The organism is Mycobacterium malmoense (genome assembly GCF_019645855.1).
Taxonomy (GTDB): Bacteria; Actinomycetota; Actinomycetes; order Mycobacteriales; family Mycobacteriaceae; genus Mycobacterium; species Mycobacterium malmoense.
In genome coordinates, this window is record NZ_CP080999.1 from 4557211 (window position 1) to 4579081 (window position 21871).

24 protein-coding genes are annotated in these 21871 nt (G+C 66.5%); 9 read left to right on the forward strand and 15 right to left on the reverse strand.

Going from position 1 to position 21871, the window contains the following annotated elements:
* Positions 1–161: 161 nt before the first annotated feature.
* Entirely contained in the window at positions 162–911 is a 750-nt protein-coding gene (locus K3U93_RS20970; protein ID WP_071511184.1) for an SDR family NAD(P)-dependent oxidoreductase, read from the forward strand.
* On the opposite strand, the gene K3U93_RS20975 is transcribed toward K3U93_RS20970, so the two are convergent.
* Together K3U93_RS20975 and K3U93_RS20980 are read right to left on the reverse strand one after the other, a co-directional pair.
* The gene (locus K3U93_RS20975; RefSeq protein ID WP_420915360.1) at positions 895–2220 is read right to left on the reverse strand and encodes a L,D-transpeptidase; all 1326 of its coding nucleotides are present in this window, start codon (positions 2218–2220) and stop codon (positions 895–897) included. The genes K3U93_RS20970 and K3U93_RS20975 overlap by 17 nt on opposite strands.
* 70 nt (positions 2221–2290) lie before the next feature.
* The gene (locus K3U93_RS20980) at positions 2291–3409 is read right to left on the reverse strand and encodes a UDP-N-acetylmuramate dehydrogenase (protein ID WP_083009840.1); all 1119 of its coding nucleotides are present in this window, start codon (positions 3407–3409) and stop codon (positions 2291–2293) included.
* A 26-nt stretch (positions 3410–3435) separates the two neighbouring features.
* Between K3U93_RS20980 and K3U93_RS20985 the strand changes: the two genes are divergently transcribed.
* From K3U93_RS20985 to K3U93_RS20995, 3 genes are read left to right on the forward strand one after another with little or no spacing between them, the layout of a single operon-like run.
* On the forward strand, positions 3436–3960 hold the full coding sequence (locus K3U93_RS20985; protein ID WP_071511181.1) for a DUF2505 domain-containing protein: 525 nt from the start codon (positions 3436–3438) through the stop codon (positions 3958–3960).
* Between the two features lie 40 nt (positions 3961–4000).
* A complete protein-coding gene (locus K3U93_RS20990; protein ID WP_083009841.1) occupies positions 4001–4831 on the forward strand; it encodes a carbon-nitrogen hydrolase family protein in 831 nt (276 codons plus the stop codon).
* Entirely contained in the window at positions 4828–5841 is a 1014-nt protein-coding gene (locus K3U93_RS20995) for an LmeA family phospholipid-binding protein (RefSeq protein WP_071511179.1), read from the forward strand. The genes K3U93_RS20990 and K3U93_RS20995 overlap by 4 nt, the downstream gene beginning before the upstream one ends.
* A 4-nt stretch (positions 5842–5845) precedes the next feature.
* Here K3U93_RS20995 and deoC read toward each other — a convergent pair whose 3' ends face one another.
* The 5 genes from deoC to K3U93_RS21020 all read right to left on the reverse strand — a co-directional run bounded on the left by deoC (position 5846) and on the right by K3U93_RS21020 (position 9849).
* Complete coding sequence (gene deoC, locus K3U93_RS21000) at positions 5846–6520, reverse strand: deoxyribose-phosphate aldolase (protein WP_083009843.1); 675 nt, start codon at positions 6518–6520, stop codon at positions 5846–5848.
* 245 nt (positions 6521–6765) lie between these two features.
* A complete protein-coding gene (locus K3U93_RS21005) occupies positions 6766–7053 on the reverse strand; it encodes a DUF2516 family protein (RefSeq protein ID WP_083009844.1) in 288 nt (95 codons plus the stop codon).
* A 119-nt stretch (positions 7054–7172) separates the two neighbouring features.
* Positions 7173–7766, reverse strand: a complete 594-nt coding sequence (gene hbhA / locus K3U93_RS21010; protein WP_071511240.1) for a heparin-binding hemagglutinin HbhA — start codon at positions 7764–7766, stop codon at positions 7173–7175.
* A gap of 213 nt (positions 7767–7979) precedes the next feature.
* Positions 7980–8384 (reverse strand): helix-turn-helix domain-containing protein, encoded by a 405-nt coding sequence (locus tag K3U93_RS21015; RefSeq protein WP_071511177.1) that lies wholly within the window; start codon positions 8382–8384, stop codon positions 7980–7982.
* A gap of 85 nt (positions 8385–8469) precedes the next feature.
* On the reverse strand, positions 8470–9849 hold the full coding sequence (locus K3U93_RS21020; RefSeq protein ID WP_139796806.1) for a DUF445 domain-containing protein: 1380 nt from the start codon (positions 9847–9849) through the stop codon (positions 8470–8472).
* A gap of 123 nt (positions 9850–9972) precedes the next feature.
* Here K3U93_RS21020 and K3U93_RS21025 point away from each other — a divergent pair, with 123 nt between their 5' ends.
* The 3 genes from K3U93_RS21025 (at position 9973) to pcaA (ending at position 12720) form a co-directional block, all read left to right on the forward strand.
* The gene (locus K3U93_RS21025) at positions 9973–10674 is read left to right on the forward strand and encodes a TetR/AcrR family transcriptional regulator (protein ID WP_139796819.1); all 702 of its coding nucleotides are present in this window, start codon (positions 9973–9975) and stop codon (positions 10672–10674) included.
* A gap of 30 nt (positions 10675–10704) precedes the next feature.
* A complete protein-coding gene (locus tag K3U93_RS21030) occupies positions 10705–11715 on the forward strand; it encodes a prenyltransferase (protein ID WP_083009845.1) in 1011 nt (336 codons plus the stop codon).
* 141 nt (positions 11716–11856) lie between these two features.
* On the forward strand, positions 11857–12720 hold the full coding sequence (gene pcaA, locus K3U93_RS21035; RefSeq protein ID WP_083009846.1) for a cyclopropane mycolic acid synthase PcaA: 864 nt from the start codon (positions 11857–11859) through the stop codon (positions 12718–12720).
* Between the two features lie 11 nt (positions 12721–12731).
* On the opposite strand, the gene K3U93_RS21040 is transcribed toward pcaA, so the two are convergent.
* From K3U93_RS21040 to K3U93_RS21055, 4 genes are all read right to left on the reverse strand, one after another.
* A complete protein-coding gene (locus K3U93_RS21040; RefSeq protein WP_083009847.1) occupies positions 12732–13592 on the reverse strand; it encodes a cyclopropane mycolic acid synthase family methyltransferase in 861 nt (286 codons plus the stop codon).
* Between the two features lie 133 nt (positions 13593–13725).
* Positions 13726–14589, reverse strand: coding sequence for a 3-hydroxybutyryl-CoA dehydrogenase (locus tag K3U93_RS21045; RefSeq protein ID WP_071511172.1), 864 nt, complete (start codon positions 14587–14589; stop codon positions 13726–13728).
* Between the two features lie 168 nt (positions 14590–14757).
* A complete protein-coding gene (gene aceA, locus K3U93_RS21050) occupies positions 14758–16044 on the reverse strand; it encodes an isocitrate lyase (protein ID WP_071511171.1) in 1287 nt (428 codons plus the stop codon).
* Positions 16045–16326: 282 nt separating this feature from the next.
* Positions 16327–17130 (reverse strand): acyl-[acyl-carrier-protein] thioesterase, encoded by an 804-nt coding sequence (locus K3U93_RS21055; RefSeq protein WP_071511170.1) that lies wholly within the window; start codon positions 17128–17130, stop codon positions 16327–16329.
* 164 nt (positions 17131–17294) lie between these two features.
* Between K3U93_RS21055 and ramB the strand changes: the two genes are divergently transcribed.
* Positions 17295–18728: an acetate metabolism transcriptional regulator RamB gene (gene ramB, locus K3U93_RS21060; RefSeq protein ID WP_071511169.1), complete on the forward strand. Its 1434-nt coding sequence runs from the start codon at positions 17295–17297 to the stop codon at positions 18726–18728.
* Positions 18725–19294 (forward strand): carboxymuconolactone decarboxylase family protein, encoded by a 570-nt coding sequence (locus K3U93_RS21065; RefSeq protein ID WP_071511168.1) that lies wholly within the window; start codon positions 18725–18727, stop codon positions 19292–19294. The genes ramB and K3U93_RS21065 overlap by 4 nt, the downstream gene beginning before the upstream one ends.
* Here K3U93_RS21065 and K3U93_RS21070 read toward each other — a convergent pair.
* Genes K3U93_RS21070 through K3U93_RS21085 form a run of 4 tightly spaced genes read right to left on the reverse strand, consistent with a single transcriptional unit; the run spans position 19291 to position 21864 of the window.
* Entirely contained in the window at positions 19291–19584 is a 294-nt protein-coding gene (locus K3U93_RS21070) for a hypothetical protein (protein WP_083009848.1), read from the reverse strand. The genes K3U93_RS21065 and K3U93_RS21070 overlap by 4 nt on opposite strands.
* Before the next feature lie 8 nt (positions 19585–19592).
* The gene (gene lpdA, locus K3U93_RS21075) at positions 19593–20987 is read right to left on the reverse strand and encodes a dihydrolipoyl dehydrogenase (RefSeq protein ID WP_083009940.1); all 1395 of its coding nucleotides are present in this window, start codon (positions 20985–20987) and stop codon (positions 19593–19595) included.
* 27 nt (positions 20988–21014) lie between these two features.
* Positions 21015–21593 carry a hypothetical protein gene (locus tag K3U93_RS21080; protein ID WP_083009849.1) on the reverse strand — a complete coding sequence of 193 codons (579 nt, stop codon included), beginning with the start codon at positions 21591–21593 and terminating at the stop codon, positions 21015–21017.
* Positions 21586–21864, reverse strand: coding sequence for a putative holin (locus tag K3U93_RS21085; RefSeq protein ID WP_071511164.1), 279 nt, complete (start codon positions 21862–21864; stop codon positions 21586–21588). Before K3U93_RS21085 ends, K3U93_RS21080 begins: the two co-directional genes overlap by 8 nt.
* Between the last annotated feature and the right edge of the window lie 7 nt (positions 21865–21871).

Sequence of the window (21871 nt, forward strand, 5' to 3'; positions counted from 1 at the left end):
TCCGAGTTTCGATGGCCGGTCTTTGGCCACGCCTGCAAGTCAGGAGCGGCAAAGTGCGCGGCAACAACACGCACATGCCGCGCAAAGACACGCGGCCGTCGTGTTGAACAGGAAGCTGTGGTGCACCCCGAAAATTTAGCACGGTTATTAGAGTTATTCCGATGAATGCAGCTGGCGGGCGCCAACGGGTCGCGGTGGTCACCGGCGCCAGTTCCGGTATCGGCGAAGCAACCGCCAAAACCCTTGCGGCCCTTGGGTTTCATGTGGTGGCCGTGGCGCGTCGCGCGGACCGGATCAACGCGATCGCCGACGAGATCGGCGGAAGCGCGATTGTGGCCGATGTCACAGACGCCGCCGCGGTCGACGCGCTGAGCGACCAATTGGGCCGGGTTGATGTGCTGGTCAACAACGCCGGTGGCGCCCTGGGGCTGGAATCCGTCGCCGACGCCGACGTGAACCATTGGCGGTGGATGTGGGAGACCAACGTGATGGGCACCCTGCGGGTTACCCGCGCGCTGCTGCCCAAGCTGATCGACTCCGGCGACGGCCTGATCGTCACCGTCACCTCGATTGCGGCGCTCGAGGTCTACGACGGTGGCGCCGGCTACACGGCGGCCAAGCACGCCCAGGGGGCGCTGCACCGCACGCTGCGCGGCGAGCTACTGGGAAAGCCGGTGCGGCTCACCGAGATTGCCCCGGGCGCGGTCGAAACCGAGTTCTCGCTCGTTCGTTTCGGCGGCGACCGGCAGCGCGCGGACGCCGTCTACGCCGGCATCACGCCGCTGGTGGCGGCCGACGTCGCCGAGGTGATCGGGTTCGTGGCCTCGCGACCGTCGCACGTCGACTTGGACCTGATCGTCATCAAGCCGCGCGACCAAGCCAGCGCCACGCGATTTAGCCGCCGGCGCTAGACGGCGCCGGACTGGCGGGGGTGGTGGTCGTCGGGGTGCCCGACAGGGTGGGGGCGTTGGACGGGGTCACCGGAGCGGTGACCGGAATCTGAGTGCCCGGCGGGCGAGCGGTCGTCGGCGGCAGCGCCGACATCGCCACCCAGGTGTCCCAGTCCACGGCCCAGTCCCAGATGTCGCCGTCGGAATAGGACAGCTGGATCGAGCTGCCGGTCACCTCGACGGGGTCACCGTAGATCGCGGAGTGGTAGTACTCCTCGGCGTCACCCGTCGACAGGTTGACGCAGCCGTTGGTGACGTTGGTGTTGCCCTGTGCACCCGAACTGGCGGGGTTGGCGTGGATGAACTCGCCGTTGTTGGAGATCCGCACCGCCCAGCGCTCGTGGATGTTGTTGTAGCCGGCGGCCGGGTTGGACATGTAGAAGTCGGAGTACTTCTCGGTGACCACGTGGATGCCGTTGCGGGTGACGTTGCGCGCCTTGTCGGCCTCGCCGTAGCTGCACGGGAAGTCCATGATGACGCCGGCGTCGGTGACCACCTGGATGCGGTGCGAGGAGACCTCGGCCTTGACCACCTGCCGACGGCCGATCTGGATCTTCAAGGAGATGTCCTCGGCACCATACGCGCCGTCGCCGAACGGCCGACCGTAGAGCTTGGCGTCGACGTTGACGGTGGTGCCCGCCGGGTAGTACTCGCGGGTCCGGTAGTGGACGCGTGCGCCCTGCGCCTCGTCGGGCAGCCACGCCCAGCTGCCCTCGACGGGCGGATTGGTGGTGACCGTGAGCGCCTTCTCGACGGCCGCCTTGTCGCTGATCGGCGCGTCGAACTGGATGATGATCGGCGCGGCGACCCCGACGGTCTGGCCGTCGGCCAACTGGAAGCTCCCGCCGATCTTCTTGGTCGGCGACACGGTGGTGAACTTGCCGGTCACCGGCGTCGCCTTGCCGTCATGGCCGACGGCCGAACCGCTCCAGGTATAGGTCGAGTCGTAGCCCAGCGGCTCGGTCGTGGTGTAGACGGTGCGATCGGAGTTGAACGCCCCGGCAACCACCTTGCCCGACGAATTCGTCAACGCCACCTTCTGGAACCAGCCGTCACTCACCTGGACGCTGATCGGCGCGATCGGAACCACGTCGCTGGCGGTATCGGCCGGCTGGAACTTCAGGCGCGGCGCCGGCGGTTCCTTCTTCTCGGCTTGCTTGGTCACGGTGCCCGCGCAAGCCGCCAACACGTTGGGGGCGAACACGCCGAGCCCGAGGGCCGCCAGGGCCAAGCGCCGGTTGATCGGCGGCGGGGGACAGGACGCGCTCACGATAAATAAAATACCGTGCTGAAAGACCGCTAACCCGCCACGACAATTCGGGGTCGCGCGAGAATACCCGCTACAGGCTGCATCCGACCAGGACGGGTTCGGGTTCCAACGTGATGCCAAACACATCACGGACCCCGTCGCGGACGGTTCGGGCCAGCGCTATCACGTCCTCGGCGGTGGCGCCGCCGCGGTTGGTCAGTGCGAGCGCGTGTTTGGTGGACAGCCGACACGGCGCTTGGCGGCCGCTCGCATCCGGATCGGGATAGCCCTTGGAAAAGCCCGCCCGCTCCACGAGCCAGCCGGCGGCCAGCTTGACGCCGTCCTGCGCCGGGTAATGCGGAACCGGCCCCTCAACATCTCTGACATCAGCGGCCAACCGCTCGTAGACCTCCGGTGCGACCACCGGGTTGGTGAAGAACGAACCCACGCTCCAGGTGTCGTGATCCGCCGCGTCGAGCACCATGCCCTTGCGCGCACGCAGCGCGAGCACCGCCTCGCGGACGGCCCGCGGGTCCGCGCGCTCGCCGCCGGTCGCGTTCAGCGCGGCCGTCAGTTCGCCGTAGCGCAACGGCGCGCTGCGGCCCGACGCGTCCAGCGCGAACTCCACTTCCAGCACCACGGAAGGGATCTCGACACCGCCGGCGCGCTTGAACACGCTGGTGCGGTAACCGAAGCCCAGCTCGGCGCCCGGCACCCAGCGCACCTCGCCGCTGCCGCGGTCCAGCACCCGGACCCGCGTGATGGCGTCGGACACTTCGGCCCCGTAGGCCCCGACGTTCTGCACCGGGGTGGCCCCGGCCGACCCGGGAATACCGGACAGGCATTCCAGCCCACCCAGGCCGTGCTCGATGGCCGCGACCACCACGTCGTCCCACACCGCGCCCGCCTCCACGCGCACCAGGTTGCCGTCGACGGTGATGCCGTCGTTGGCCAACCGCACCGCGGTCAGGTCGGTCAGGGTGTCGGCGATCACCAGGTTGGAGCCGCCGGCAAACACCAGCACCGGCCCGCCGGCTGCTTGGGCTTCCGAGTCCAGCTGCCGCAAAACGGCAACCACCTGCTCGACGGTGGTGCACGTGATCAGGCGTCGCGCGACCGGTCCGACCCGCAACGTGGTCAACGGCGCCAGCGACACCGCCTCGGCGACATGGGCGCCGGCGAGGGACGAACCGGCACCGCTCCGCTTCATGGCCCGTAACGGTAGCCTGACCTGCTATGCCCCGTTCATTCGACTTGTCGGCCGACTATGACGGCAGCGTCGAAGAGGTTCATCGGGTCTTCCGCGAGGAGGACTACTGGCGGGCCAGGCTGGCCGACATTCCCGTCGACGAGGCGAGGCTGGAGTCGCTTCGGGTGGGCGGCGAGTCCGGAGACGACGACACCATCGAGGTGGTCACGCTGCAAGTGGTGCGCAGTCACAACCTGCCGGCTCTGGTCACGCAGTTGCACCGAGGCGATCTCGCCATCAGGCGCGCGGAGACGTGGGGCCCGGTCGCCGACGGCGCAGCGACGGCGTCCATCGCGGGATCGATCGTGGATGCCCCGGTGAACGTGTGGGGCACCGCCGAGCTGTCGCCCATCGCAGACTCGGGCCGCGCCCGGCTGACGTTTCGGATCAGCATCCAGGTGCGTGCCCCCATCATCGGCGGCAAGGTGGAGAACATCATCGGCACCCGACTCGCCGAACTGGTGGCCGCCGAACAGCGCTTCACCACGGCCTGGATCGCCGACAACGCCTAACCCGCGCCCTAACCTGCGATCGGCTCCTAAGCTGGCGCCCATGCGAATCGCGTTGGCGCAGATCCTCAGCGGCAGTGATCCGGCCGCGAACCTAGAGCTGGTGCGCGAGTACACCGGCCGGGCCGCCGACGCGGGCGCGACGCTCGTGGTGTTCCCGGAGGCGACGATGTGCCGGTTCGGCGTGCCGCTGGCACCGATCGCCGAGCCGGTCGACGGCCCCTGGGCGGATGGCGTGCGACGGGTCGCGACGGACTCGGGCATCACCGTGATTGCCGGCATGTTCACCCCCGCCGGCGCCGGGCGGGTGACGAACACGCTGATCGCGGCCGGCCCGGGCACTCCCAACGAACCGAACGCCCACTACGACAAGATCCACCTCTACGACGCGTTCGGCTTTACCGAGTCGCACACCGTCGCACCCGGGCACGAGCCGGTGGTGATCACGGTCGACGGCGTTCGGGTGGGGCTGAGCATTTGCTACGACATTCGCTTTCCGGCGCTCTACACCGAGCTGGCCCGGCGCGGCGCCCAGCTGATCGTCGTCTGCGCGTCCTGGGGTGCCGGGCCCGGCAAACTCGAGCAGTGGACGCTGCTGGCGCGGGCACGGGCGTTGGATTCGATGAGCTACGTCGCCGCCGCGGGTCAGGCCGACCCCGGCGACGCCCTGGCCGGGTCGGGCGCGCCGACCGGGGTGGGCGGCAGCCTGGTGGCCTCGCCGCTGGGCGAGGTGGTGGCGTCGGCCGGTGACCACCCGCAATTGGTGGTCGCCGACATCGATCTCGACAGGGTGGCCGAGGCTCGCGACAAGATCGCGGTGCTGCGTAACCGCTCCAGCTTCGCTCAGATGGATAGGGCACAATCGGTTTGGTGACGAACCCGCAAGGACCACCGAACGAGGGCCCGTCGACGTGGGCCCGTCCCGGCAACCAGGGTCCCTTCGGCCAACCCCCCACTGAGCGGCCTACCGAGCGGCTGCCCGCCGGCGATCCAGGGCCGCCGCCCACGCCGACTAGTCAACCGCTGGGCGCGCCCCAGGCGGGCATGCAGCGGCCCAGCTACCCACCCCCGCCGATCCCGCCCGCGGGCCCCACGGAACGGCTGGCCGCCCCGAACGAAGAACCGGCACCGGTGAAAAGAAAACGACGTTTCCTACGCGACCCGCTGTCCGTCCTTCTGGTCTGCGTCATCGTGTTCTCGCTCGTCATTGCGGGGCTCATCGGCGCCGAGCTGTACGCCCGTCACGTCGCCAACAACAAGGTCGCCCAGGCGGTGGCGTGCGAGGTCAAGGACCAGGCCACCGCGTCGTTCGGCGTGACGCCGCTGCTGCTGTGGCAGCTCGCCACGAAGCACTACACCAACATCTCGGTGCAGACGGCCGGAAACCAGATCCGCGATGCCAAGGGCATGAAGATCGCCATCAATATCAGGGACGTCCAGCTCAAGTCGACACCCACCTCCAAGGGCACCATCGGCTCGCTGGATGCCACCATCACCTGGACCACCGACGGCATCAAGCAGTCGGTGCAGAACGCGATACCGGTCCTGGGTCCCTTCGTGACCAACAGCGTGACCACCCACCCCAGCGACGGCACCGTCGAAATGAAGGGGATGCTGGACAACATCACGGCCAAGCCGGTGGTGTCCGGCAACGGGCTGGAGCTGCAGATCGTCAGCTTCAACGCGCTCGGCTTCATCATGCCGAAAGAGACCGTGCAGTCGACGCTGGACGACTTCACCTCAAACCTGACCAAGAACTACCCCTTGGGGATTCACGCGGACAGCGTGCAGGTCACCGATACCGGTGTGGTGAGCCACTTTTCGACGCAGAACGCCAGCATCCCCACCGACAACGACAACGACCCCTGTTTCGCCAATATCTGACGCGTTAGCCGAGCCCGTCGAGCACCGCGCGGGTGCCTGACAGGCCCAGCCTGCTGGCGCCGGCATCCAGCATTGCGACCGCGTCGTCGGCGGTGCGGATACCGCCGCTGGCCTTGACCCCCAGCCGCCCTCCGACGGCCTCGGCCATCAACGCGACCGCACGCACCGACGCCCCGCCCGCGGGGTGAAACCCGGTCGAGGTCTTGACGGAGTCGGCGCCGGCGTCCTCGGCGGCGCGGCACGCCGCCGCCAGCGTGCCCTCGTCGGCCAGGCTCAACAACGCCGCCGACTCCACGATCACCTTGAGCACGACTCGGGGTACGGCGGCTCGCACCGCCTCGATGTCGAAGCGCACCGCGGCGACATCCCCGGCCAGCGCGGCGCCGACGTCGATGACCATGTCGATCTCGCTGGCGCCGGACGCCACGGCCCGCGCGGCCTCGTGCGCCTTGACCGCCGAGACATGCTTGCCCGACGGGAAACCCGTCACCGCCGCCACCCGCACCCCGCCGGCGTTCACCGCGACCGGCACCATCGACGGCGAAACGCATACCGCATACACGCCCAGTTCGGCCGCCTCGGCGACCAGGGCGGCCACGTCGGCATGGGTGGCCTCGGGTTTGAGCAGGGTGTGGTCGACCAGCGCCGCCAACTGCGCGCGGGTAGGTCGGTTGGCCATTAGAACGCTTCTTCCGGGCCGCCCGGATCGCGGCCGGACGCGCCCGGGGCGGCCAGCGGGGCCTTCATCCCGCTAGACACTTGCCCTGAATTTGGTCAGGGCGCTGTTCGCTGGGCGTCGAGACTGCGGTGGTAGCGGCGCCCGAGGCGAAAAGCCAGCCGTGAACGCAGGCTCGATGCCACCAGCGCAGATTCGGCGCCAGCGGCGTCTGGTCACAACCCCCGACGAACGGACGGGCCAGACCACTAACGCGACTTGCCCTGAATCTCGAGGAGTTTGGGCCGCACATCGACCAGATAGACACCCGCGGCGCAGGCGGCGATCGCCATGCCCAGCACCCCGAAAACGAAACTCAGGATGGATGTCAGCGCGACGGCCAGGCCGAGAATCACCAGCCAGACGGGCTTGGTCAGCTTGTCGGCGGCGGTATAGGCGTCGGGTCGCTGCAGCGCCGCGTGCACGAACGCGTACACCGCCGTCACCAGGACGGCGACCTGCAAGACCAACATGACGGTACCCACGAGGTGGCTCACGCCTTAAGGGTATGCGGGCACCGTCCAAAACGTCGACTCCGAGTTGCCCCCACGCGGCAACTCGGAGTCGAGTCCCCTGTTTCCCCGAGTTGCCCCCACGCGGCAACTCGGAGACTGGACTACTTCTGGGTGACCTTCTTGGCTGGAGCCTTCTTGGCCGGAGCCTTCTTGGCCGGGGCCTTCTTCGCGGGCGCCTTCTTGGCCGGGGCCTTTTTGGCCGCCTCGGCCTTCTTGGGCAGCTCGATGCCGACCAGCTTGGCCGCGCGCTCACCGACCGCGCGGGTCTGCGACGCGACGGTGCCGAGCGCCTCCTGAGTCAGCTCGACGGCCTGGTCCACGTAGCCTTCGGCGCGGGCCGACGCGTCCTCGAAGGGCCGCTGGCTGCGCAGCCGATCCAAGGCGGCCTCGCCCCGCTCGACCAGCTCGTTGTACCGGTTGGTCGCCGCATCCAGGTAGCCCTCGGCGGCCTTGCGCAGCTCCTCGGTGGTGAACCTTTCGCGCAGCTCGGTGAGCTGCTCGGGCAGGTCCTCCTGAAGCTTGGACAGGCGAGCGCGGCTCTCCTCGACACGGCTGCGGGTGTCGGAGCGGGTCTCTCCGGCACGCTCACGCAGGTTGGCGATCAAGTCGTTGACCGTGGCCAGCGCCAAGTCGGCCGCGCCCAGCGCCGCCAGCAACGGGGCCCGCAAGTCTTCGATGTTTGAGTTTTCGGCCATGGTGCTTCCTTTCATGGTTCGTGGTTTGTTTTCGTTATCGGTATTACTTTTCGTTGTCGGTGTTACTTAGGTGTGCTCAGGTCAGGCCCCTCCCTTATGGGTAACCAAGCGGCCGCTGGCTTATGCGTCAGCCAGTCGTCGGCGCGATGCGAAAGCCCGGTGCCGGCGGTTAGCCCAGCCGACCGCATGACAGTGTCAGCCCGAAGGGGCCGATCACGCGTCGCTTTCGTGTGTCGGACACTCCTCATTGGTGGATTCGTTTTGCTGGGTAAATGAGGTGTAGATATCGAGCAGGACCTGCTTCTGACGCTCGGTGATCGCCGTGTCGGTGATGATGGCGTCGCGGACCTGACTCTTATCGCTGGGCTCGAGGATCCCGGCCCGCACATAGAGCACCTCGGCGGAAACCCGCAACGCCTTCGCGATTTGGTTCAGGACGTCGGCGGACGGTTTGCGCAAACCGCGCTCCACCTGGCTCAGGTAGGGGTTGCTGACACCGGACCGCTCGGCGAGTTGTCGCACCGAAACCTGTGCGTTCTCGCGCTGGGTCCTGATGAAGCTGCCGATGTCGGAGGCCGCGCTGGAGACCTTCTCGGAGAGCTTCTCCTCGGGTGCCATTGCGTACTCCTGGTTCGGGCGGCCGGTATCAACGAGCACCAGACTACGGACAAGTGCTTGCTTTTGCAAGCGCTTGTTAGCACCGCTAGAAAAGCAGCTGCGCGACGGCGTAGATCGCCAGGCCCGCCAGCGCACCCACGACGGTGCCGTTGATCCGAATAAACTGCAGGTCACGCCCCACGTGGAGTTCGATCCGCCGGCTGGCTTCCTCGGCGTCCCAGCGCTCGATCGTCTCGGTGATGATCGCGGTGATCTCCACCCCATACTGCGAGACCAGGTGCTCGGCCGCCCGCACTATCCAGTTGTCGACCTTGTCGCGCAGGTCGGCGTCGTCCCGCAATGACTCCCCGATGCGAACGACGGTGTCCGCGATGCGAGTGCGCAACGCGCTGGATGGATCGGCCACTCCCTCCGGCCCCTCGAGCACCAGCCTCTTCAGCGTCGCCCACGCCGTCGCGGCGACGTTGGCGATCTCGTCGCGCGCCATCAGCTGCTCCTTGACCGCGTCGGCGCGCGCGATGGTGTCCGGGTCGTGCTGCAAATCGTCGGCGAACTCGAACAGGAAGCGGGTCGCCGACCGGCGCAATTCGTGGTCGGGGTTGCGGCGCACCTTGTCGGTGAAGTCCATCAACTCGCGGTGAATGCGGTCGCCGACGAGATGGTCGATGAACCGAGGCGACCAGCTCGGTGAGTCGCGCTCGACCACCCGCTGGATGACCTCCCCCGCGTTCAGCGACCACTGGAATGCCCGGTCGGCCAGCAACTGGATCAGGGCCTCCTGCCGGTTCTCGGCGAGCAGGGTCCCCAGCACCCGGCCCACCGGCGGACCCCACTGCGGTTCGGCGATGCGGCGCACGATCATCCGGTCGATCACCTGCTGGACATCGTCGTCACGCAGGAGCTCCACCAGCACCCGCAGCACCGTTGCCGTCTCGCTGGCCACCCGCTCGGCGTGTGCGGCCTCCGACAGCCACTTACCGAGCCGGCCGGGCACCTGGGCGTCGCGCAGCTTGGTCTCCACGACCGGCGGGGACAGGAAGTTCTCGCGCACGAAGGTGCCCAGGCCCTCGCCGAGCTGGTCCTTCTTGCGCTTGATGATCGCGGTGTGCGGGATGGGTATGCCCAGCGGATGCTTGAACAGCGCGGTCACGGCGAACCAGTCCGCCAGGGCACCCACCATGCCGGCCTCGGCGGCCGCACCCACGTAGCCGACCCAGGCGCCCGTGCCGGCGTGGGCCTGCGCCCACCGGCAGGCGAGGAACAGGCCGGTGGCGCCGATCAGGAAGCTCAGCGCCACCATCTTCATCCGGCGCAGCGCCACCCGCCGCTGCGCGTCGGCCTCCGGATCGGCCCCGGCGAAGGATTCCGCGAGGGACGGGTGAGCCCGCCGGGCACCGGTCGACGGCCGGATCAAGTCTGGCCCCGCCGCCGGTGAGCCCGACGAATCGGCTCTGTGTGTCACCACACCATCATCTATCGCCGCGGCCGGTTAGTGTGACGGCCCTGGCTGCGGCGCCGCCGCGCATCCGCGCCCATGCGCCAAAAGCGCACCCCGAAGCCGTAGTATCGAGGCGTTCTAGTGAATGGAATCGGCGACAGTGGCAGAGCGGACCCGGCTGTGACCGTCAAGACGGATGGTCGCAAGCGGCGCTGGCATCAACATAAGGTGGAGCGCCGCAATGAGCTGGTTGACGGCACGATCGATGCGATTCGCCGCCAGGGCCGCTTTTTGAGCATGGACGAAATCGCGGCGGAGATCGGCGTCTCCAAGACCGTGCTCTACCGCTACTTCGTCGACAAGAACGACCTGACGACCGCGGTGATGATGCGCTTCACTCAGACCACGCTGATTCCCAACATGGCCGGCGCGCTGACGTCCAACCTGGACGGCTTCGATTTGACCCGCGAGGTCATCCGGGTCTACGTCGAGACCGTGGCGAACGAACCCGAGCCGTATCGGTTCGTCATGGCCAACAGCTCGGCCAGCAAGAGCAAGGTGATCGCCGACTCCGAGCGGATCATCGCCCGCATGATCGCGGTGATGATGCGCCGCCGCATGCAGCAGGTCGGCATGGACACCGGCGGGGTGGAGCCGTGGTCCTACCTGATCGTCGGCGGCGTGCAACTGGCGACCCACTCCTGGATGTCGGACCCACGGATGAGCCGCGACGAGCTGATCGACTACCTGACCATGCTGAGTTGGAGCTCGATCTGCGGGATCGTCGAGGCGGGCGGGTCGCTGGAGAAGTTTCGGGAGCAACCGCATCCGTCGCCGATCGTGCCGCCGTGAGAGCATTGAGCCCGGGTTTACGCTTCAGGAATGCCTGAGCTGAGCGTGGGCTCGCGGCTGAGGTCGTGGGCGTACGCGCTGCGCACCACCAATCCGCCACCGGATGGGCCGATCGACACCGTCACGCGGTGGCTCGTGGTCACCCGCGCGGCGGTGCTGTCCATGACGCTGTTCGCCGGCCTAATCGCGGCGCTGTTGGCGGTCGGCAAGCCCGGGCTGGATTGGCGCTGGCTGGTCCTGGCGGTGCTGGGAATCACGCTGGCGCATACCGCCAACAACCTCATGAACGACCTCTACGACACCCAGGTCGGCACCGACAGCGCCACCTACCCGCGCGCGCTCTACGCCCCGCATCCGGTGCTGTCGGGCCTGATCAGCGGCCGCACGCTGGGGCTGGCGATTCTCGCGGTGAACGTCGCCGACCTGGCGATCCTGGTCGTGCTGGTGTGGGCGCGCGGCTGGCCCGTGGTGGCGTTTGCGCTCGGCGGATTCGCCCTGAGCGTCGCCTACACGGCGCCGCCGCTGCGGCTGAAGAAACGCGGCCTTGGCGAGCCCGACGTTTTCGTCGTGTGGGGTCCGCTGATGATCTGCGGCACGTACTACTCGGCGGTCGGCGCGGTCGGTTGGGACGTCGCGCTGGCGTCGCTGCCCTACGGCCTGCTGTGCACGACGGTGCTGATGGGCAAGCACATCGACAAGATCCCGTACGACGAGCCGCTCGGCATCCGGACGCTGCCCGTCCTTCTCGGCGAGGCGCGCGCCCGGGCGGTGACGCTGGCCATGATGGTCGGCTTCTATGTGCTGGTGGTCGTTGCCGTCGCGGCGGGCGCGATGCCCTGGCCGGCGTTGCTTGTCGTCGTTGCGCTGCCCCGGCTGGCCAGGGTGTGGCCGTATTTCCGGCGCCCGCGGCCCGACGAGCCGCCACCGAAGTTTCCGGTGTGGCCGCTGTGGTATGCGGCGCTGGCCTGGGTGCACGTGCGCCAGGCGGGCGCGCTGCTGGTCGTGGGCCTTGCCGCCGGCGCCGTATTGCGTGTCTTGTGACGCGTGTGAGGCAAAGCGGGGGCAGGAAAGCGACTTGAACCGCCTTAGCGGCTAGCATTCAGGGGATGCATCGGGGGCCGACCGGCTGCTTGGGTTGCCAGGACGTCCGGGACCCCGAGATAAAGAAAGGCTCTATTCCTTATGTCTGTGCAGCTCACGCCGGATTTCGGGAACGTGCAAGCGCACTACGATCTCTCCGACGACTTCTTCCGGTTGTTCCTCGACCCCACGCAGACCTACAGCTGCGCCTACTTCGACCGCGACGACATGACGCTCGAGGAGGCCCAGACCGCCAAAATCGACCTCTCGCTGTCCAAATTGGGCCTGGAGCCGGGGATGACGCTGCTGGACATCGGCTGCGGCTGGGGTGCCACCATGAAACGCGCCATCGAGAAGTACAACGTCAACGTCGTGGGATTGACGCTGTCGGAGAACCAGGCCGAGCATGTGCAGAAGATGTTCGACCAGATGGACACCACCCGCACTCGGCGGGTGCTGCTGGAGGGCTGGGAGAAGTTTGACGAGCCCGTCGACCGCATCGTCTCGATCGGCGCTTTCGAGCACTTCGGCCGGCAACGCTATGGCCGCTTCTTCAAGATGGCCCACGAGGTGCTGCCGTCCGACGGCGTCATGCTGCTGCACACCATCTCGCGTCCCACCTTCAAAGACGCCAGGGCGCGGGGCAGGCCGCTGACCCACGAAATTGTGCACTTCACCCAATTCATCCTGGCCGAGATCTTCCCCGGCGGCTGGCTGCCGACGATCCCGTCGGTCGAAGAGCACGCTGTGGCGGCCGGTTTCAAAATCACTCGGATTCAGTCGTTACAGCTGCACTACGCGAGGACGCTCGAGACTTGGGCTGGCGCGCTCGAGGCCAACAAGGAAACGGCCGTCGCGATCCAGTCCGAAGAGGTCTACAAGCGGTACATGAAGTACCTCACCGGCTGCGCCAAGCTGTTTCGCCAGGGATACACCGACGTCAATCAGTTCACCTTGGAAAAGTAAGGCTGCGGCTGTTACTTCGTCAGCGTGAACTGCCCGACGTCCGTGATCCCTTTGCGGAAGAAGTTCTCGCACCCGGTCAGATAGTGCATGTAGCGGTCGTAGACCTCTTCGGACTGGATCGCGATGGCCTTTTCTCTATTGGCCTCTAAATTGGCCGCCCACATGTGCAGCGTCCGCTCGTAATGCTCGCGCAGCAATTGCACTCTTTCGACCGAGAACCCGGCCGGCTGCGCGAACTTGACGATGTCCTCCTGCGCCGGCAACTGCCCGCCCGGGAAAATTACCGTGCCGATGAACTTCGCAAATCGCACATCGCTCATCGTCAGCGTGACGCCGCGCGCGGGCAGCTCTTGCCATTGATACGTCAAAATCGTGTGCAACAACATCCGGCCGTCGTCGGGAAGGATGTCATGGGCGCGTTGGAAGAACGCGGGCCAACGTTCCGCCTTGAACGCTTCGAAGGCGCCGATCGAGACGATGCGGTCCACCTTGTCGTCGAACTCTTCCCAGCCCTGCAACCGGATCTCGATGTTGCGCTGGGTCGGCATCCCGGCCAGTTTGGCCTTGCTGTACTCGAACTGATTGCGGCTGAGCGTAATTCCGATGACATTGACGTCGAACTTCTCGACCGCTCGTTGCAGCGCTCCACCCCAGCCGCAACCGATGTCGAGCAGCGTCATCCCGGGCTCGAGGTTCAGCTTTCCCAGCGCCAGGTCGAACTTGGCGTTTTGCGCTTCCTCGAGGGTCATGTCGTCGCGCTCGAAGTAAGCGCAGGTATAGCCCATCGTCGGGTCTAGGAACAACGCGAAAAACTCATCTGAAACATCGTAGATCGATTGCGACTCTTCGTAATACGGCCTCAATTGAGTCATGCGCTGCGGACACCTCTCGTTAATAGGTCGCGAGCATGATATCCGATTCACTCAAGCAGCTGCTACACGACTCCCCATCGACCGGCTCGGGCCGTCGCCGCGCGATAGCCGGCCGGTCGGATTTCAGTGCGCTTCAGTACTCGTAGAAACCCTGACCCGATTTTTTGCCCAGCCGGCCCGCCTCCACCATGCGCAACAACAACGGCGGCGGACCGTAATGGGGCTCCTTGAATTCCTCGAACATCTTGTCCGCGATCAGTTTGAGGGTGTCCAGGCCAACAAGATCGGACAGCCGCAGCGGGCCCATGGGGTGCGACAGCCCGGCAACGACGGCCTTGTCGACGTCTTCGACCGTAGCGAACCCGGCCTCGACCATCCGGATCGCCGACAGCAGATAGGGCACCAACAGCGCATTCACCACGAAGCCCGACCGGTCCGAGCAGCGCACCACCTGTTTACCCAGGACCGCGCCGGCGAACTCCTCGGTGCGAGCGGCGGCGGCCTCGTCGGTGACCAGCGTGCTGACCAACTCGACCAGCGGCAACACCGGGACCGGGTTGAAGAAGTGCAGACCCAATACCCGTTGGGGGTTCTTGGTAGCGGCGGCGAGCTTCATGATCGGGATGCTGGAGGTGTTGGACGCCAGCACCGCGTCGGGATCGGTGACGACGCTGTCGAGTCTCGCGAAAACCCCGGCCTTGATCGCCTCGTCCTCGACGATGGCCTCGATCACCAGTTGCCGGTCGGCGAGGTCGTTCAGGTCCGTGGTGAAGGTGAGCTTGCTCAGCGCGCGGTCGCGCTCCCGCTCGGTCACCTTGCCCGCACTGACACCGCGCTCCAGCGACTTCACGATGCGGTTGCGTCCCGCCGTGATCAGCGCCTCGGTGGTCTCGAACACCGTCACGCCCACACCGGCGCGGACGGCGACCTCGGCAATGCCGGATCCCATCTGACCGGCCCCGACAACCCCTACCCGCTCGATCGCTGCGTCGCTCACTTGTCGTTGTCTCCAGTCGCATTGTCATGCACCGCAATAGGCCCCGCCCAGGTTGGCCGGGCGGGGCCTATGCTGTCAACTTCCGCCGCGAGCAGACGCAGACTCGCATAAATCCGGCCGCCGGAATGCGATTCTGCGTCTGCTCGCGAGGCCGGGCGGGCTCTCAGCTCAGTGGAACTGGCCCTCCTCGGTGGAACCGGTCAGCGCGGTGGTCGACGAGTTCGGGTCGACCGTGGTGGCGATGCGGTCGAAGTAACCGGCGCCGACCTCGCGCTGGTGCTTGGTCGCGGTGTAGCCACGCTCCTCGGCGGCGAACTCGCGCTCCTGCAAGTCGACGTAGGCGCTCATCTGGTTGCGGGCATAGCCGTAGGCCAGGTCGAACATCGAGTAGTTCAGCGCGTGGAAGCCGGCCAGCGTGATGAACTGGAACTTGAATCCCATTGCGGCAAGCTCCTTTTGGAACTTCGCGATGGTGCCGTCGTCGAGGTGCTTGCGCCAGTTGAACGACGGCGAGCAGTTGTACGCCAGCATCTGGTCGGGGTAGGCGCCCTTGACCGCCTCGGAGAACTTCCGCGCGACCTCGAGGTCGGGGGTGCCGGTTTCCATCCAGATCAGGTCGGCGTACGGGGCGTAGGCCTTGGCCCGCGCGATGCAGGGCTCGATGCCGTTGCGGGTCCGGTAGAAACCCTCCCGGGTGCGCTCGCCGGTGATGAACGGCTGGTCGCGCTCGTCGACGTCGGACGTGATCAGCGTGGCCGCCTCAGCGTCCGTGCGGGCGATCACCACGGTCGGCACGCCACAGACGTCGGCGGCCAGCCGGGCCGACGTCAGCGTGCGGATGTGCTGCTGGGTCGGGATCAGCACCTTGCCGCCCAGGTGGCCGCACTTCTTCTCCGACGCCAGCTGGTCCTCCCAGTGCGAACCCGCGACACCGGCGGCGATCAGCGCCTTCTGCAGCTCGAAGACGTTGAGCGCGCCCCCGAAGCCGGCCTCGCCGTCGGCGACGATCGGCGCCAGCCAGTTCTCCACCGACTTGTCGCCCTCGACCTTGGCGATCTGGTCGGCGCGCTGCAGCGCGTTGTTGATCCGGCGGACCACCTGCGGCACCGAGTTGGCCGGGTACAGGCTCTGGTCTGGGTAGGTCTGGCCCGACAGGTTGGCGTCACCGGCGACCTGCCAGCCCGACAGGTAGATGGCCTTCAGGCCCGCGCGCACCTGCTGGACGGCCTGGTTGCCGGTCAGCGCGCCGAGCGCGTTGACCCACTCCAGGTCGTGCAGCTCCTCCCACAACACCTCCGCGCCACGGCGGGCCAAGGTGTGCTCCTCGACCACGGTGCCCTGCAGCGCGACAACGTCCTCGGCGGTGTAGGTACGGGCGACGTCCTTCCAGCGCGGGTTCGTGTCCCAGTCGTGCTGGATCTGCTCGGCGCTCTTCGGGGTGCCAACGACAGACATTGGGCTTACTCCTTAAACGGTCTTGTGGCTGAACTTTGCTGAACTTCTGACGCTACCGCCGGCCGGCGGTAGCTAGCGGCTCAGCTTCACTGGCGTGCTAACTCGACCATGGCACAGCCGATCGGCCCTGGCCACCCATTTCAATTGCCAATTTCCGCAACGACTCCGTGCGAATTTGCAAAGTTTGCGAAGACTGCGATTAACTTAACCGTTTCAGAAGCTACCCGTCAGTAACCACATTTTTGCAGGTCAGGCTGGAAATTGGCGGGACCGGCGGTTCGGCTAGAGAGCGAAGATCGCGGCGACGGCTTTCGCCTCGTCGCCGACGGTGTATGTGAGCGTGGTAACAGGCCGGTCCGCCAGCTCGGGACCGAATTGATCCGTCGAACCGGCGGCGTGGACGTGCGAGACGACCTCCAGCTTGTCGCCCAGCGCCACCGGTGCCTCGTGTTCGATGGTCACCCGCAGCGGTCCCGCCAACAGTTCGGGGTGGGAAGCCAGGTAGTCCTCGATCACGCTCCAGTACACCGAGTTGTTCATGTGGTCGAACAGGTCGATGTCGGTGACCCGGACCGGGAACTCGTGGATCTCGACCGCTCCAGAAGCAAGGTCGCGGCTGCCCGGCTTCAAATAACCCTTCCACCTCAGTCGATCGACGGAGGTGGTCTTGCGCAGGCCCTCCAAGAAGTCGTCGGCAATGCGCGCCGGCATCTGGGTTTCCCGATTGATGTTGATCCAGAACGCCTCGGATTCGATCAGGCCGCCCTTGCGCCCGTCTATGCGGACCCGCATCTCACACCACCGGTTCGAGGTGCCCGAACACCATCTCCGCAGACGCAGCATGTCACCGAACTCGATCGGGCGGATCAGGTCCACCATGGTGCGCCGGACGATCCACAGCGGATGGGTCTCTTCGAAGCCCATCTCGCGCAACTGGTCCTGGCCGATGTCCTGGATGTGCCGGGCGGCGGCGTCCAGCCGCAGCCTGCCATCGCGGTCGATGTCGCCGACGCGCAGCGGCCATTCGCGGCCGAATACGTCGGGGTGGCCGTCGGGCACCGGCATCATCGTTTTGTCCAGGCTCACGGCGTCGCTCCCCGTTTTACTTCTCGTCGGTACCCGAGTTTTTACCCCCGAGTTCCTGACGCGAATCATGCCAATCGCGTCCGTCAAACACCAATCGTGAGCGATCATCCCGGCATGCCAACTCTGCGAACCCCGTCTTCACAACGGCGGGTACGCTGCGTTAGGTGTCCAAGACCTTCGTCGGGTCGCGCGTTCGCCAGCTGCGCAACGAACGCGGCTTTTCTCAGGCTGCGCTGGCTCAGATGTTGGAGATCTCGCCGAGCTACCTCAACCAGATCGAGCACGACGTTCGCCCGCTGACGGTGGCCGTGTTGCTCCGGATCACCGAGGTGTTCGGTGTGGACGCGACCTTCTTCGCCTCCCAGGACGACACCCGGCTGGTCGCCGAGCTGCGTGAGGTGACGATGGATCGCGACCTGAACGTCGCCGTCGACCCGACCGAAGTGGCCGAGATGGTCGGCGCCCATCCCGCCCTGGCCCGCGCGGTGGTCAACCTGCACCGGCGCTACCGGATCACCACCGCGCAGTTGGCCGCCGCCACCGAGGAGCGCTACTCCGACGGCAGCGGCAGCGGGTCGATCACCATGCCCCACGAAGAAGTGCGCGACTACTTCTACCAACACCAGAACTATCTGCACGAGCTGGACACCGCCGCCGAAGACCTCACCATCCAGATGCGGTTGCACCACGGCGACCTGGCCCGCGAGTTGACCCGCCGGCTCACCGAGGTGCACGGGGTGCACATCACCAGGCGGATCGACCTTGGGGACACCGTGCTGCACCGCTATGACCCCAAGGCCAAGACGCTGGAAATCAGCAACCACCTTTCCCCGGGTCAGCAGGTGTTCAAGATGGCCGCCGAGTTGGCGTACCTGGAGTTCGGCGACCTGATCGACAGCATGGTCGAAGAGGGCAAGTTCACCAGCGAGGAGTCGCACACGCTGGCCCGGCTGGGGCTGGCCAATTACTTCGCCGCCGCCGCGGTGCTGCCCTACCGCCAATTCCACGACGTCACCGAGAATTTCCGCTATGACGTCGAGCGGCTCTCGGCGTTCTACTCGGTGAGCTACGAAACCATCGCCCACCGGCTCTCGACGTTGCAACGGCCGTCGATGCGGGGCGTGCCGTTTTCCTTCGTCCGGGTTGACCGGGCCGGCAACATGTCAAAACGGCAGTCCGCCACCGGCTTTCACTTCTCCTCCAGTGGCGGCACCTGTCCGTTGTGGAACGTCTACGAAACGTTCGCCAACCCCGGCAAGATCCTCGTGCAGATCGCCCAGATGCCCGACGGCCGCAACTACATGTGGGTGGCCCGCACCGTGGAGCGCCGCGCCGCGCGGTATGGTCAGCCCGGTAAAACCTTCGCGATCGGCCTGGGCTGCGAGCTTCGCCACGCCCACCGGCTCGTCTACTCGGAAGGACTCGACTTGTCCGGCGACCCAGGGAGCTTGGGAAACATAGCCACGCCGATCGGCGCGGGTTGCCGTGTCTGCGAACGCGACAACTGCCCGCAGCGGGCGTTCCCGGCGCTGGGACGCGCGCTCGATCTCGACGAGCACCGCAGCACCGTGTCCCCATACCTGGTGAAGCAAGCGTGAGCCCCCCTCAAACTGGCCCGGCCGGCCGCATCCCGTCGGGACGGTTCCGCGAGCTCGGACTGATCAATTGGGTGGTGGCGAAGTTGGCCGCCCGCAGCATGGGCGTGCCGGAGATGCACCTGTTCACCGCGCTGGGTCGACGCCGGTTGCTGTTTTGGACCTGGCTGTTCTACGGTGGCCGACTGCTGCACGGGCGACTACCGGCCGCCGACACCGAGTTGGTGATCCTGCGGGTCGCACACCTGCGGGCCTGCGAATACGAGCTGCAGCACCATCGCCGGCTAGCGCGCAAGCGTGGCCTAGACGAGAACGTCCAGGCCACGATTTTTGCGTGGCCCGACGTCCCGGAAGACGCCGCCAACCAACTCAGCGCCCGGCAACGGGCGCTGCTGGTGGCCACGGACGAGTTCGTCAAAGAGCGCACCGTCACCGGCGCCACCTGGCACCAGCTGGCTACCCACCTGGATCAGCGCCGATTGATCGAATTCTGCTTGCTGGCAAGCCAATACGACGGGCTGGCGGCGACTATGTCCGCGCTCGACATCCCGCTTGACCACCCGGGCTAGAGGTAAACATCGGCCAGCACGGCCAATGTCAGCACCACGGGAAGCACCGGCAGGCCGAAGCCAAACCCCGACCACAGATACTTTCCGCGCCGGCGCGCCACCGAGCCGCACAGCCCGGCGCAAATTGCCAGCCCGACCGACAGGATCAACACCGTCGGGGCCCATCGGCCCACCGCCGCGTTGTCGTCGGCGATCGAAAAGGCCACCAGCCACAGCACATAGCCGGTGGCGGCCCCACCGATGGCACCCACGATGGTGCCAGCGGTGCCACCGGTCCGGCTGATCTTCATCGGCGGGCTCAGAAGTTGATCATGTGGCCGGTCAAGCCGTGGAAGCACTCTTGCAGCGCTTCTGACATGGTCGGATGGGTGTGCACGTTGCGGGCCAGCTCGCCCGCGGTCAGATCCCACTTCTGCGCCAACGTCAGTTCGGGCAGCAGCTCGGACACGTCGTGGCCGATCAGGTGCCCGCCCAGCAGCTCGCCGTACTTGGCGTCGGCCACCAGCTTGACGAAACCGCTCGGGTCGCCGAGGCCGTGCGCCTTGCCGTTGGCGGTGAACGGGAACTTGGCCACCTTGACGTCGTAGCCTTCGTCGCGGGCCTGCTGTTCGGTCAGCCCGAAGCTGGCGACCTGCGGTTGGCAGAACGTCGCACGCGGCAGCATCCGATAGTCGCCGAGGGCCAAAGTCTCTGCGCCGGCGATGGTTTCGGCCGCGACGACGCCCTGCGCCTCGGCGACGTGCGCCAGCTGCAGCTTGCCGGTGACGTCGCCGATGGCGTAGATGTGCGGGACGCTGGTCTGCATGTAGTCGCTGATGCCAATGGCCTTGTGGTCGGTCAGCGCGACCCCGGCCCGGTCCAGCCCGTAGCCCTCGACGTTGGGCGCAAACCCGATGGCCTGCAACACCTTTTCGGCCTTGAGCTCCTCCGACCTGCCGTCCTTGCTGACGGTCACCGTCACCACGGAACCGTTGTCGGAGATGGACTCCACCTTGGTTCCGGTGAGGATCTGGACGCCCAGCTTCTTGAACTGCTTCTCGATCTCCTTGGACACCTCGGCGTCCTCGTTGGGCAGCGCGCGCGGCAGGAACTCGACGATGGTGACGTCGACGCCGTAGTTCTTCAGCACGTAGCCGAATTCCATGCCGATGGCCCCGGCCCCGGCGATGATGATCGACTCCGGCAGCTCGCGGGACAGGATCTGTTCCTCGTAGGTGACCACGTTGGCCGACAGCGACGTTCCCGGAACCAGCCGGGTGCTGCTGCCGGTGGCGATGATGGCGTTGTCGAACGTGACCGATTCGGTACCGCCGTCGTTGAGATCGACCGACAGCGTGTGGGGATCGGTGAATCGGCCGTACCCGTGGATCTCGGTGATCTTGTTCTTCTTCATCAGGAAGTGCACGCCGGCGACGCGGCCCTCGGCCACCTTGCGGCTGCGGTCGAAGGCGATCCCGTAGTCGAAGGTCGCCTCGCCGCTGATGCCAAAGGTCTTGGCGTCCTTGGTGAAGATGTGGGCGAGTTCGGCGTTGCGCAGCAGCGCCTTGGACGGGATGCAGCCGACGTTGAGGCAGACCCCACCCCAGTATTTCGGTTCGACGATTGCGGTGTTCAGGCCGAGCTGCGCGGCGCGGATGGCCGCGACATAGCCGCCGGGACCGGCTCCGAGGACGACGACGTCATAGTGAGTCACGAGCCCCACCCTAGTGGCCGGCGACCGTCAGTACGGAATGACACCGACCAGACAGTGACCCACCCGCTCGCAGTAGTAATAGCCATAGAGCGGCGCCGCCGCGGCGACGGAGGCGAACGGTCCGGACATCACCGCGATCGACAGCGCCGAGATCACCGGCCTGCCCTGCACCATCGCCAGCATCACGCCACCCACGGCGCAGGCCACGACATAGACCAAGACCATGAACACCACCGGCGTCTTGTCGATCGTGTGGTACCACCAAGAGAACAGCCCCAGCCCGACCTCGGCCTCCGCGATCCACACACCGAGCAGCACCAGAACCAACTTCCACCACTTCAGGTAGAGGTAGCGGCCGGGAACGGTGACCGATTGCACCGGCACGCCGGCCGATTCGGTCCCCAAATCCCGCTCCGACACTGCGGGCGTCTCGGGCGTCTCGGGCGCGGGCTGCGGCCCGGTGTCCTCGGCATCGCTGGCATCGCTGGAATCGCTGGCGTCGCTGAAATCCGGGACCCATGACTGGGTGCCGGTGTCCTCGGAATCCGAGAAATCCGGCTTGAACGGCTCGGTGCCCGGACTCGACGCGTGATCGTCGTCAGCCACCGGAGACCGCCTGCAACGCGACGAGGACGCCGAACCAACCGGGCGCGATCGACAGGATGAACGCGCCCACCACGGTGACCCATCGACGCCCGGAAAACAGGATCGTCAGCAGCCCGGTCACGCTTGGAATCCCGACCACCAGCGCGATGGCGATGTCCGGGCGCATCCCCGCATGGACCACCACGGCGAACGCGACGCCCGCCAACAACCCGACCGCACAGCCGATCAGCATGGCGCTGGCCAGCAGCCCGGGACGCGGAAGCGGGATCACGGTGACG